The sequence below is a fragment of the Pseudomonas sp. GW821-FHT04D07 genome (assembly GCF_059420225.1).
Map to the genome: position 1 here is coordinate 35,067 of NZ_JBWKTH010000003.1, position 12,233 is coordinate 47,299.

At 58.4% G+C, this 12,233-nt stretch carries 11 protein-coding genes; 5 read left to right on the plus strand and 6 right to left on the minus strand.

Annotated features, from left to right (window positions below; translation table 11 throughout):
• Positions 1-8: 8 nt before the first annotated feature.
• Positions 9-1,493 carry a carotenoid oxygenase family protein gene (locus AC07T0_RS06150; protein ID WP_495000334.1) on the plus strand — a complete coding sequence of 495 codons (1,485 nt, stop codon included), beginning with the start codon at positions 9-11 and terminating at the stop codon, positions 1,491-1,493.
• A 92-nt stretch (positions 1,494-1,585) separates the two neighbouring features.
• On the opposite strand, the gene AC07T0_RS06155 is transcribed toward AC07T0_RS06150, so the two are convergent.
• The 6 genes from AC07T0_RS06155 to AC07T0_RS06180 form a co-directional block, all read right to left on the minus strand.
• Entirely contained in the window at positions 1,586-3,124 is a 1,539-nt protein-coding gene (locus AC07T0_RS06155) for a bifunctional 3-(3-hydroxy-phenyl)propionate/3-hydroxycinnamic acid hydroxylase (protein ID WP_495000335.1), read from the minus strand.
• Between the two features lie 2 nt (positions 3,125-3,126).
• Positions 3,127-3,993 carry a fumarylacetoacetate hydrolase family protein gene (locus tag AC07T0_RS06160; RefSeq protein WP_495000336.1) on the minus strand — a complete coding sequence of 289 codons (867 nt, stop codon included), beginning with the start codon at positions 3,991-3,993 and terminating at the stop codon, positions 3,127-3,129.
• 15 nt (positions 3,994-4,008) lie between these two features.
• Positions 4,009-4,905 carry a VOC family protein gene (locus AC07T0_RS06165; RefSeq protein ID WP_495000337.1) on the minus strand — a complete coding sequence of 299 codons (897 nt, stop codon included), beginning with the start codon at positions 4,903-4,905 and terminating at the stop codon, positions 4,009-4,011.
• Between the two features lie 16 nt (positions 4,906-4,921).
• Positions 4,922-5,965, minus strand: coding sequence for an amidohydrolase family protein (locus AC07T0_RS06170; protein ID WP_495000338.1), 1,044 nt, complete (start codon positions 5,963-5,965; stop codon positions 4,922-4,924).
• Positions 5,962-6,387, minus strand: coding sequence for a GlcG/HbpS family heme-binding protein (locus AC07T0_RS06175; protein WP_248796459.1), 426 nt, complete (start codon positions 6,385-6,387; stop codon positions 5,962-5,964). The genes AC07T0_RS06170 and AC07T0_RS06175 overlap by 4 nt, the downstream gene beginning before the upstream one ends.
• A gap of 114 nt (positions 6,388-6,501) precedes the next feature.
• Entirely contained in the window at positions 6,502-7,425 is a 924-nt protein-coding gene (locus AC07T0_RS06180; RefSeq protein WP_495000339.1) for a LysR family transcriptional regulator, read from the minus strand.
• A 164-nt stretch (positions 7,426-7,589) separates the two neighbouring features.
• Between AC07T0_RS06180 and AC07T0_RS06185 the strand changes: the two genes are divergently transcribed.
• The 4 genes from AC07T0_RS06185 (at position 7,590) to AC07T0_RS06200 (ending at position 12,225) form a co-directional block, all read left to right on the plus strand.
• Positions 7,590-8,990 (plus strand): outer membrane beta-barrel protein, encoded by a 1,401-nt coding sequence (locus AC07T0_RS06185; protein WP_495000340.1) that lies wholly within the window; start codon positions 7,590-7,592, stop codon positions 8,988-8,990.
• A 164-nt stretch (positions 8,991-9,154) separates the two neighbouring features.
• Positions 9,155-9,820: a glutathione S-transferase family protein gene (locus tag AC07T0_RS06190; protein ID WP_495000341.1), complete on the plus strand. Its 666-nt coding sequence runs from the start codon at positions 9,155-9,157 to the stop codon at positions 9,818-9,820.
• A gap of 262 nt (positions 9,821-10,082) precedes the next feature.
• Entirely contained in the window at positions 10,083-10,856 is a 774-nt protein-coding gene (locus AC07T0_RS06195) for a GntR family transcriptional regulator (RefSeq protein ID WP_495000342.1), read from the plus strand.
• A gap of 157 nt (positions 10,857-11,013) precedes the next feature.
• A complete protein-coding gene (locus tag AC07T0_RS06200; protein WP_495000343.1) occupies positions 11,014-12,225 on the plus strand; it encodes a CaiB/BaiF CoA transferase family protein in 1,212 nt (403 codons plus the stop codon).
• Positions 12,226-12,233: the final 8 nt, after the last annotated feature.

Consider the following 12,233-nt stretch of genomic DNA (forward strand, 5'->3'; position numbering starts at 1 on the left):
ACCTTCCCATGAGTTCAAAAAGCGTTGCTACTGGCTTGCAGTTTCCTGATCAATTGCTGTATCGCGGCTACTCGGCACCTGCCCGGATCGAGGCCGATGTGCATGACCTCGAGGTCATTGGCACGCTGCCCGCGGAGCTCAATGGTGCCTATTTCCGTAACAGCGCCGACCCTACTTACCCCGCGCTGTTGGGCGCCGATATTTTTCTCAACGGCGACGGTATGGTCCACAGCATCCGTTTCGAAAATGGTCACGCCGATCTGAAGACCCGTTATGTGCGCACTGAAAAATTCGAGTTGGAGCGTAAGGCGCGTCGTGCGCTGTTTGGGGCCTATCGCAACCCCTTCACCGATTTACCCGAGGTATCGGGCAAGGACAACAACACAGCCAATACGTCGGTGATGTGGCATCACGGCAAGTTGTACGCACTCAAAGAGTCTGGTCGCCCTTATGAGCTGGATCCGCTTACTCTGGAAACCTTGGGTGAGCGTGATTTCAACGGAGCACTGAAAAGCAAGACCTTCACCGCCCATCCAAAATACGATCCACTGACCGGTGAATGCATAGCCTTTGGTTACAACACCGAAGGCGTGGCCAGCGATGAGATCGAGATCTACACCATCACCGCTGAGGGTGAGTTGACTCGCACCGAGCGCTTCAAAGCGCCTTACTGTTCGATGGTGCACGACGTGCTGGTGTCACGGAATTTCATTGCGTTCGTTATCTGCCCGATGGTTTGCGACTGGGAGCGTGTCAAGCGTAGGGAACCTTACTGGCACTGGGATTCAAAGAAACTGACCCATGTGGCGGTGATTCCGCGTGAGCAAGGTGTCAGCGGTATTCGCTGGTTCACCTGCCCTCATGTGGCGATGCAGACGCACAGCTTCAATGCCTGGGAGGAGTCGACGGAGCAAGGTCTACGGTTGCACCTTGACCACTTCGTCACGGCATCGGGTTGGTTGAGCCAGTTTCCGGATATCCATGATGCTCAAGCCGTCGAAAAGCCGCCGTTTGGTGAGCGTTGGTCTTTCGACCTCGACCAGTCGGGCGATCGTTTTGAAGTGCGGCGCCTGATCGACCATATCGGCGAAATGCCGGCTGTCGATCGCCGCTTCGCCATGTCCAGAACCCGGCACTTTTGGTTCGGCACCAATAACCCCTCTCTGGGGCCGATGTTGGAGTGGGGTCCAAAGGGGCCTCCGTTTACCTGCATCGGCCATTACGACGAACACACCGATGCCCTGAGTTTTTGGTACGCTGGCCCGGATTCCGCACCCGAAGAACCGTATTTCGTGCCCCGTAGTCAGGACGCTGAAGAGGGCGATGGCTGGTTGCTGACCATGGTTGGTCGCCGTGCACAAAATCGTACTGATCTGGTCATTCTCGATGCTCGCTGTATCGAGCAGGGGCCAGTGGCGGTGGTCAAGATCCCGTGCCGGTTACATGAAGGCTTTCATGGTACGTGGGTGAGTGCGCAGGCTTTGGGCTGGTAAACCAGGGTTGCGAACAGCGAGGAACATTGCCAATTCTGATACCTAGACAAAAAACTCCCGCCATGAGCGGGAGTTTGTTTTTCCAGCACCGATCACCGACGCAGTGCAGTGCGCCATTGCGAAAGTAAATCGTGCAGTTCGCTGTCAGTTTCAGCGGTACCAAACACATAGTGGTCGGGGCGTACTAGCACCGCGTGGCACTGGTAGTGTTCCATCCATTGGGTCAATACACCTTCGGCATCGGTACATTGATCAGCGTCGGGTTTCACCAGGGTCAGGCCGGCGAGTTCGACAGGGTTCTGGAGCCGCGCGTCCATGACCAATCGCCAGCCATAACCATAAAGCTCATCCATCAGTGAGGTGTCCTGCAGGTTTTGGCCATGCAAGCGTGGCTGCACGAACAGGCAACCCCTTGCCTCGCTGGTGTGGGTCGACAGCAGGCCGCTGCGCAGCGGCGGCAGGATGTCCTGACGCGGAGTGTCCTTGACCACGCCGTCGCATTCGGCCAACAGTTGCAGGTCTCGGGCCATTGCTTTGGCTGTGTCACGCTCGCAGATGGTTGCGCCGATCTGCTTCAAGCGGCCGGTCAACTCGCTGACGTGTGCTTTACGCTCAATGCCATAGCTATCGAGCAGCATTTCTGCGGCCTCACCCTGGACGTCACCGTTGTGTACGGCGATCAACTTCCAGGCCAGATTGCTGGCGTCCCGGATACCCTGGCACATGCCTTGGCCGAGAAACGGAGGTTGCATATGCGCGGCATCCCCCGCAAGAAATACACAGCCCTGACGCCAGTCTTCTGCCACCAAGGCGTGGAAGCGATAACTCGCTTGCCGCCACAGGGTGCCGTCTTCCGGCGACAACCAACGTGACAGCAGCGCCCAGGTACCAGCCTCGGTGGCGACTTGGGCGGGGTCCTCGCCGGGCTTGAGCGAAATCTCCCAGCGCCGGTGATTGCCAGGGCCTATGACGAGTGTGCAAGGTCGCTCGGGTTCGCAATACTGGACACTGACATCGGGCAACTTGGCCAGGCCGCGCTCGTTGACATTTACGTCCACCACCAGCCAGGGTTCGTCAAAGTCCAAGTCCTGAAGATCAATACCCAAGAGTCCCCGGACGGTGCTGCCTCCACCATCGCAGGCAATTACCCACCTTGCCTCGATGACCTGTTCTTCGCCTTGGTCCGAAAGTGTCGCGAGGGATGCGCCCTGCGCATCGGCGGTTAAATCCTGTACGTCATAACCGAAGGCCGTAGTGACGGTTTTCAACTGAGCCAGGCGTTCGCGCAGCACTTGCTCGACCGGTGGCTGAGTGAAGACCATCGAGGGTGTGTAGCCCATCGGATAGGGTGGCGCAATCATGGTCATGCGGCGAATAAGCTCGCCATTTACCCCATAGAACTCTGAAGGGGTGAAAGGCTCGCAGTAGGGAAGAATTGCCTGGGCTGTTCCCAGTTGTTGAAAGATCCGCATGATTTCGTGGTCCAGGGCTATAGCCCTTGGAATTTCGTACACCTCATGCCGTCGTTCGATCACATGCACGCGTAATCCGGCCATGCCCAATAGGATGGCGGCGACTACCCCAGTGGGGCCGAGTCCGACAATAGCAACGTCACAACTGATTTCTTTCATTGTCACGCGCCCTCAGCAACGATTGGGTTGCGCAACGTGCCAATGCCCTCGATTTCCACTTCGACTACATCGCCGGCTTTCATCCAGAGTTGTGGCGAACGTGCCTGGCCGACTCCAGCAGGTGTCCCCATGACAATCGTGTCGCCGGGTTCCAGGGTCATGCAGGCGGACAGCAGCACCAGTGTTTCACTGACGCTGAAAATCATGTCGCGGGTGTTGGCATCCTGCATCACTTTGCCGTTAAGGCGGGTACGTAGGTGTAAGTTTTCAGCGCCCGCTGGCAGTTCGTCGGCCGTTACCAGCACGGGGCCGAACGCCCCCGTGGCGTCGAAGTTCTTGCCAATCGTCCATTGCGGCGTGCGTTTCTGGAAATCACGCACGGACATGTCGTTGAACACGCTATAGCCCGCGACATAGGCCAGTGCCTGCTGCGCGGTGACATGGCGTGGCACGGTACGGCCTATGATCACAGCCAACTCGCCTTCAAAATCGAATTTTTCCGACACCTTGGGTGCCAGGCCCGCTGCTTCGTGGGCGATCAACGAGCTTTTACCGCGGAAGAAAAACCAGGGGTAATCGGGTTTGTCGCGGCCACTTTCCGCGGCGTGATCGTAGTAGTTCAAGCCCAGGCAGATGGTTTTGCCAGGCTCCGGGATCAGCGGTGCCAGGGTCTGCTCAGACAGAGGTAGGCGCTTGGCATCACTGGCCAGTGCAGCGTGGCTTGCGCTGATCAGATCGACACCCGCCGTCAGCGCAGCGCGAAGGTCGGCCGGAATATGAGGTTGGGCTGCGTTCAGGTCGATCACGTTGTCGCCGTCGATGAGCCCGAGACGAGGTACGCCTTGTTGGAAGAATGTAGTGAATTTCATGGCGGGTTTTCCTGTTCAGGAGGGTATGAAAAATACGTTGCGTTGAGCCGCTTTCAGTGCCTCGCCGGGTGGCGCGGACAGGCCCCACTGATCCATACGGCCGGGGGGCCAGGTCCAATCTGCCGGGCCTCCGACCACGTAGTGGCTGTCGATCTGTTCGACTTCGGCGGTGTACTCAATGACTTCGCCAAAGGGACCTACGAAGTAGTTGAAGGCGTTGTTGCCCGGGCCGTGACGGCCTGGCCCCCAGGCGATCTCGAAGCCGGCGTCGCGCAGGCGTCCGCCGCCGCGCATCACGGCGTCGACGTCTTCCATCAAGAAGGCGATATGGTTCAGTGCGTCGTTGTCAGTGTCGCCCAGTGCCAGGGAATGGTGGTCGCGATTGCAGTTCATGAACGCCATCATTCGCGTGCGATCAGTGAGGCTGAAACCGAGGGCCCTTTCAAGAAACTGTTGGGCAGAGGGAACGTCATGGCAATTGAGCACTGCGTGGGCCAATCGAATCGGGCGGTCCGGATGAGGTGTGACTTCATCGTGCAGGCTGTCGCCATGCACGACTTCGAACAATCGCCCGTGGGGGTCGCGAACGACCAGGCTGGCACCGCCCGCCGGACTGTCGCTCGATCCGATGGGTTGCAACACCTGGCCACCTGCTGTGGGAACAGCGTCGGCGATGGCTTGCAACGCCTCTGGGTGGCGAGCACGCAGGGTCACTGCACGAATAGCAAGCCGATCACTGCGGTGCAGGGCCAACAGATGATGGTCGCTGCCGCTGCCGCGCAAGTAGACTGTGTCGCCGTCGCGTGAGGCGACACTCAGGTGCCACACGTCGGTATAGAAGTGCTCGGCGCGCGCCAGGTCGGGCACGTTGAGTGCGACACTGCGTAAGCTTTCGATCCAGGGAGATGTCATGTCCATTTCCTCGATATCAGGGGGAGGGGGTCAGGCCGAGAAAACGCTCGGCGTTGCGGTGCAGCAGCGCAGCACAGGTCGTGCCGTCGAAACCGGCGGCAAACAGTTGAACCACGGGCTCGGGTTCACGGAAGTTGAACGGGTAGTCAGTACCCAGCAGCACCTGCCCAGCGCCCACAGTGGCGACCAGGTGACGCAAGGTGGCTGGGTCGAACACCAAACTGTCGAAGAACAACCGCTGCGCCTGTTCGCGGGGCGAGATCGGTATGTGTTCGTGCAATGCAGGGAATACCGACCAACCTTTTTCCAGGCGCGGCAGCAGGCTCGCCAGCGTGCCGCCACCGTGACTAAAGGCCAGGCGTAGATTTGGGCAGCGCAGCAGCAGGCCACTGGTCAGCACCGAGGCAGCTGCCAAACCGACGTCGCTGGGGTAGGCCAGGACTTGCTGCAACGGCGGCGGGCCACTCAAGCGATCCAGGGCAGCGGGCTTGTAGGCATGCACAAAAACCGCGGCACCCAGTGCTTCGCAGGCCTGGAAGAAGGGTAGGAGTTGCAGGTCTCCCAGTGGCCGGCCACAGACGTTGCTGCCGATTTCAACGCCGGCGAAACCCAAGGTGTGGACGTTGTAGTGCAGCTCGTCGATGGCGGCCTCGATATCCTGCAGCGGCACGGCACCCAGACCGATCAAGGCACCATTGGATTGGGCGATGCAATCAGCCATTTGTTCGTTGACATGGCGCAACAGGCGGCGCGCCGGCTTCAGCTCCATGGGGTAGGAGAGCAACTCCGGCATTGGCGAAATCGCCTGTCGTGCCAGCCCCATGGCCGATAGATCGGCAACCCGTAGTAGGGGGTTCCAGCACTTTTCAGACACGGTTCGGTAGTGCTTTCCATCCACCAGGACATGACATTGGCACACGCCGCCGGAACTCAGGACATGCTCGGCAGAAGGCCACCCAGAGGGAGGGATGTGGGTGGAGCAGGTCGGGAAAGAGGAGGGAACGTAGTGCGCGTGGATGTCGATACCCAGGGCATTTGATGCGTTCGCACCCGCTCTCATGTGTATTGCAGCCGAGCGATCTGTACGGCTGCGATGCAGATCGCTTCATCGGCGTCGCCGGTATCGCCTGATGCGCCGATGGCGCCGAGTGCCGCACCGGCGGCGTCGATAATCAGCACGGCTCCGGTCTGTGGAATGAAGCGCCCATTCGAGGTGCTGCTCAATGCATTGAAAAATGCCGGGTGATGTTGGGCTCGTTCGAGCAATGTACGGCTTGATGCGCCCATTGCAACGCTGGCCCAGGCTTTGCCTATAGCAATGTCCTGGCGAAACATGCTGGCGCCGTCCTCACGTTGGAAGGCGATAAGGTGGCCTGCGGTATCCAGTACGGCCACAGCCATCGGGCGCAGATTCTGCCCCCGGGCTTGGGCGAGGGCGGTGTCGATCAGATGATTGGCGTGAGCGAGAGTCAAGAATGTCATGGCAGGCTGTCCTGGTTTGAAGAGACAGGTCCAGCCTAGGGAGCAGCAAGGTGGGTCGCCATAGCGTCGGGTGGATTCACACTATCCATGGCGTGGATAGTGTGAGGTGCGCGGTCAGCGGGTAGGGCGGGTCAGCACGCAGAACTGAGCGTGAATCAGACCGCGCAACCAGACGTTGGCGGCGTCCTTGTGTACGCGTTCGTGCCAGTATTGCCGAATGGTCACGCCGGGGGGGCTCACTGGCAGCTCCAGCAGAAGCACGTCGGCGTAGCGGGCGAACAGTTGGGCAATGTCGGTCGGCACCGTGGCCAGAAGGTTGGTGCTTTCCAGTACGGGCAACAGGCTCATGAAGTGCGATAGCTCAAGCCGCACATGGCGCCGCAGACCCTGCTCCCGCATGAATCGTTCGAAGAAATGCTCACGTCCGTCCGGTCGAACCACAGCGTGATCGGCGTCAAGGTAGGCCGGCAGTGACAGGCGCGTGCCATTGGCCAGCGGATGTCGGGCTCGCATCACGCAGACATGGGCGTTGTCGAACAGCTTTTGTTGAAAGTAATGCGCTCGGTCCAAGTCTGGGAAGTAGCCGACGGCCAGCTCTGCCTCACCTGATTCCAACAGCTCTGCGGTGGCGGCTCGAGCGCGCGACATGACTCTTAAAGTGGTGCCGGGTGCCTCGAGCGTCAGGGCACGTAGCAGCGGCGGGACAAAGCGCACTTCACCGATATCGGGGGTCAGGATGCTGAACGCCCGCGTGCTTAGGGCCGGCTCGAACTGGGCAGGCTGAAGCAGCTCCAGGCGCACGGTCTGCAGCACGCTTTCGATGGCCGGGGCCAACGCGATTGCGCGGGGAGTGGGTTTCATTTCGGTGCCGCTACGCACAAACAGCGGATCGTTGAATTGCACACGCAATCTGGCCAGTGCAGCGCTCATGGCCGGCTGGCTGAGGCCGACGCGGTCGGCGGCGCGGCTGACGCTACGGTACTCAAGCATGGCGCCAAAAACCGTAAGCAGGTTCATGTCCAACGACCGTGTATCCATGGATAGCCTCTTGAACAGTTGAGCGGTCTTGTCGTTACAACGGACATGAGCATAACAGTGACCGTGCCCGACACGCGTGTCGAGCAGGCATCGATGGTGTCAATGCCTCGTACCACTAAAATTCATTTTTGCCCACCTGATTCAGTTGCCTATCGTGGCCCGCGATGAACGCTGCACTCAACAATAATAAAATCGATCAGGTGCTCATGATGAAAAACGGCCGCGTGCTTCTGGCTGCTCCGCTGGTGATTTCGATGTTCTCGCCCTTTGTTTATGCCGAGCCTTTAGACGGGCGTGGCGAAGGTGATTTGTCCCGATTTCTGTTTGGCAATGCGTTGCAGCAATACGGTATCGACGCCTCTGTATTGCTGGATGTGGGCTACGGACGTAACAATCGCTCGACCCATGAAGAGCGTAAATACGGTAACAGCAATGCGCCGATTCCCGGACAGGATGATGAAGGATTCGAGTTTCAGTCAGTGAACCTGTTCGTCGACAAACAACTGAATTCCAACATTCTTCCACGTGTGACACCCCTACCCGGGCCGGTTCCCCAGGACGTCTCGTTCGGCTTCAGTGTCGGGGTGATCTATGGGCGTAATGCGCAGTTTCCGCGAACCTTCGGCTGGGACGCGCACTGGAAGATCAACGAACCAGGTGCGTCAGATATCGAGTCGTCGATACGCCACCGGCAAAACTACCTAGCGGTGCAGAACCTATTTGCCACAGCCTACTTACCGTATGGATCGGGCATCACCTTGTGGGCGGGCATTTTCGGGCCGGCGATGGGTTATGAAATCGGGCCGAACCTGCGCGATGGGCGCAACAACTTCTCCACCAGGACCTATGCCTTTATTTCCGAGCCCAATACCTTGTCGGGCGTCATGGCTGGTACCCGGCTGTACTCCGGGGAGGCCGGTTTGCTAGGGGCCGAACTGGGGCTGGTGAGTGGCTGGAACAACTTGCGTGACAACAACGATACGCCGTCGGTCACCGGTGCTCTGCGCTGGCGGACGTCGGACATGCAGACCTGGGTCGACTACGAATTCATTGTCGGCAATGAACAGAACAAGTCCTTCGCCGATGTTCAGGCTCCCACCGCGCTGGTGGTTTCTCCTCGTGGGCAGCTCAAGCAACAGCATTCGATCAACGGCTGGCACGCATTCAACGCGCAGTGGTCGATGGGCGCCGAAGCGGTGTATGGCCGTCAGGACGGTGATGGTCGTCCGGACACGGTGGACATCATCACCGGCCCGGGGTTTTCGGGGGCTGAGTGGTGGGGCGTCAATGCCAACCTGACCTACCAATATCGCAAAAACCTGAGTTTTTCCGGGCGTATTGAGCACTTCGACGACAAGCAGGGCTTCATTCTTTATCCACTATCCGCCGCGCGAGGGGCTATCAACTCAGTGACCACCGGCGTGCGCTATGACGTTACCCGCAACCTGTCTCTGCGCCCGGAGATTCGCTACGACTGGCAATCGGACTCGAACGACAAGGCGTTCGGTAACGGCCGCAATCAATCGCAACTGACCGGTGTGGTTGAAGCACTGGTGTATTTCTAAATCGCCGGGTTGCAGGCCAGGGGATAGGCTCTGTCAATCGCTCAGTGGTCTTGATCCCGTCACTGCATCCCCGCTATCGAAACGGTTAATGGCCAGGTGGCCTGACTGTAAAAAAGGCTCTCGTTTTATCACCCCATTTAGCGAAACCAATCAGGAGACTATGTATGGCCATCACACTCTATGGCGATCTCAACTCGCGCGCGCATCGTGTTGCATGGATGTTGAAGGAGTTGCAGTTACCCTTCAAACATGTGCCCACTGGCTTCCAGGACGGCAGCACTCATCAACCGGAATTTCTGCGAATCAACCCCAATGCGCGAGTGCCGGCGCTCATAGATGGTGATCTCGTTCTCTTCGAGTCACTTGCCATCAATTTGTACCTGGCTCGATGCTACGGAGGTGGAACGCTTGGGCCTGACGGTATGGCGGAGGAGGCGCAGGCTACACAATGGAGTCTGTGGGTGGCGAATGAGGTCGAGAAGACGCTGCTATTCGCTGCCGCCAATTGCTTTCTGTTTGCACCCGATCAGCGTAATCCTGATGAGGCGCAGATGGCGCTGAGGAAACTGGAGCGCCCCTTTGCTGTTCTCGAATCGCGACTGCGCGGCCAGCGCTGGCTGCTAGGGTCCCGCTTCACGGTTGCCGATCTGAACGTCTGTGCTGTGATGACTTTGCTTCCACTGGCGGGCATTGACGTGTCCAACTGGCCCGCCATGCAGGATTGGTTGCATCACTGTTTGGAACGCCCGGCTGCCGCTGATTGGAAGCCGATTCGGTTCACGATTCCAAGACCCGCGACGCAGCTAGGGCTCTTGCAGATGTTTGTATAGTGGCAGCAACATAGATATGGACGCCAAAGACCGCAGTACAGTCAAACCCGTCCAATATCTTGGGGGCAGATCAAAGAGCGTTGACGTCACCCGATTAGAGGCCTGGTGATTTCGCGCTGAAATAAAGGATCAAACCCAATTCCCCGGTTTCGACCGGCACTGACTTCTAGAGACTTTTGACTCGAGCGAGTGTTACAAACCGTCACTCTGACGCTATGTTAATATTTGGCACTCAAGGACCAAAAGCTTAAGGCGCCCACTCATGTTCGCAAACCAGGATCCGGATCGACCAACCCGAGGTGGGGGCCGTCAGCCGCTTTATGCAGCTGTATCCGAGCTGCTGATCAGGGACATCGCCTCCGGAAAATACAAACCTTCCAGCACATTGCCCACTGAGCAGGAAATGACGGAGCTGTACGGCGTCAGCCGGCAGACAGTCCGTCAGGCGCTGCGAGTTCTGCGCGAACGTGGTCTGATTTCCTCGCACCCGGGTATTGGAACCATCGTGCGTTCCTCGGTGAGCGAGAGCGAGACGTTTCGCGCCGTCAATTCCACAAGTGATCTGCTGCATTTTGTGGACACGACTCAGATGCACTCGATCTCTCTGCGTGAGTTGAAGACATCGGTCGAGCTCGCGAAAACCTTGGGCTGCCGCTCCGGGCAGTTGATGTCGGAGGCCGGTTTTCTTCGCTACAGCCCGGGCGCTGAATTGCCCATGAGCTACGTGCTGATCTATGTCCACCCGATGTACGCCCAGGCCCAGGTCACTCCGCCGGTTTCAAACACACCCATCTTCCAGCGCATAGAGCAGCTGTTCAACATCAAGGTTCATGAGATCCAGCAGGATGTTACCGCAACGATACTCGACGACGACATCGCCGAGCTGCTGAAGACGACGCCGGGTGAGGCGGCGCTGAAGATCACGCGTTCCTTCTACGACATCAACCAGGCACTAGTTCAGGTTTCCGTCAGCTATTACCCCAGCAGCCGCTATAGCCAATCCGCACGTTTTCGCGCCACCGATAGCGCGTTTTGATCTGATTTCCCTGACTTTCTGAGCGGTCGGCCCTTTCCTGGGCCGACCGACGAGCTTCTGTTGCCCGGTTTTTACCTGCCGAACGGGGGATTGCTAACGGCTGTGTTCATTGTTAATGTTCTATTATTGTAATGTACGTACAAAGTCGGAGAAGGCAATGAACAATAACAACACTCCACCGCTCGGCTCGCGCGCCCTTGAAGGCGTCAAGGTGCTGGACATCTCGAACTTTCTGGCCGCGCCCATGAGTTCAATGTTTCTCGCCGATCACGGTGCCGAAGTCATCAAGGTCGAGCGCCCGGATATCGGAGATGAAATTCGCCGTTGGGGCGAAAGCAAGAATGGGGTCGGCCTGTATTACAAGGTCATCAACCGTGGCAAAAAGTCCATCACCCTCGACCTGAAGACGCCCCTGGGTGTCGAGGTGGTCAAGCGGCTGGTCAAGGATGTCGACGTCATCATCGAGAACTATCGCACTGGCACCCTCGAGAAGTGGGGCCTGGGCTATGACGTGTTGAAGGCAATCAACCCCGGCTTAATCATGGTTCGCATCACCGGTTACGGCCAGACCGGACCTTATCGGCATCGGCCGGGCTTCGGTACGCTGGCAGAGGCTTATGCGGGTTACGCCTACATCAGCGGTAACCCGGACCAGCCTCCCCTGTTGCCAGGTTTTGCCCTCGGTGACGCCAGCACCGGCGTCATGGCTGCCTTCCTGACCTTGGTCGCGTTGCAGGAAAAAAACCGTACTGGCCTCGGCCAAGTCGTCGATCTTGCGATCTACGAAACCCTGCTGACATTGATAGGGCCGCACGTTGTGAACTACGACCAACTCGGTCAGGTCCAGGAGCGCAACGGCAGTCGCTTGCCCTTTACCGCACCGCGCAATACCTATTGCACAGCCGATGAACGCTGGATTGCCATCGCCGGCAGTTCCCAGGTTGCGTTCGAACGGATCGCCACTCTGGTCGAGCGGCCTGATCTGCTCACCGACTCGCGCTTCATCAATAACCGGGCCCGGCTCGATAACGACAAAGCGTTGGATATCGAGTTGCAGATCGAGATCGGCAAGTACTCGCTGGAGGACCTGCTGCGTCGTTCCGAAGAGGTTGGCGCCACCATCGCACCGGTCAACGACGTCTCGATGATCTTCGAAGACGAACAGATCCAGGCGCGCAAGAACATCGTGCAAGTCGAGGATGGGGAACTGGGACAAATCGGTATGCAGAACGTGGTTGGCAAGCTGTCGCGCACGCCGGGGCGGATCGAACGTGCTGGCCCATCATTAGGCGAGCACAACCGAGAGATTCTGGTCGAGCAGTTAGGGTTTACCGAAACCCAGTTGAGCGAATTCGGTATCACGGCGTAATCGAGGAA

Coding starts and splice junctions, on each gene's coding strand:
- AC07T0_RS06150 (WP_495000334.1), top strand. CDS start 9: ATGAGTTCAAAAAGCGTTGCTACTGGCTTGCAGTTTCCTGATCAATTG.
- AC07T0_RS06155 (WP_495000335.1), bottom strand. CDS start 3,124: ATGAAAGAAATCAGTTGTGACGTTGCTATTGTCGGACTCGGCCCCACT.
- AC07T0_RS06160 (WP_495000336.1), bottom strand. CDS start 3,993: ATGAAATTCACTACATTCTTCCAACAAGGCGTACCTCGTCTCGGGCTC.
- AC07T0_RS06165 (WP_495000337.1), bottom strand. CDS start 4,905: ATGACATCTCCCTGGATCGAAAGCTTACGCAGTGTCGCACTCAACGTG.
- AC07T0_RS06170 (WP_495000338.1), bottom strand. CDS start 5,965: ATGAGAGCGGGTGCGAACGCATCAAATGCCCTGGGTATCGACATCCAC.
- AC07T0_RS06175 (WP_248796459.1), bottom strand. CDS start 6,387: ATGACATTCTTGACTCTCGCTCACGCCAATCATCTGATCGACACCGCC.
- AC07T0_RS06180 (WP_495000339.1), bottom strand. CDS start 7,425: ATGGATACACGGTCGTTGGACATGAACCTGCTTACGGTTTTTGGCGCC.
- AC07T0_RS06185 (WP_495000340.1), top strand. CDS start 7,590: ATGAACGCTGCACTCAACAATAATAAAATCGATCAGGTGCTCATGATG.
- AC07T0_RS06190 (WP_495000341.1), top strand. CDS start 9,155: ATGGCCATCACACTCTATGGCGATCTCAACTCGCGCGCGCATCGTGTT.
- AC07T0_RS06195 (WP_495000342.1), top strand. CDS start 10,083: ATGTTCGCAAACCAGGATCCGGATCGACCAACCCGAGGTGGGGGCCGT.
- AC07T0_RS06200 (WP_495000343.1), top strand. CDS start 11,014: ATGAACAATAACAACACTCCACCGCTCGGCTCGCGCGCCCTTGAAGGC.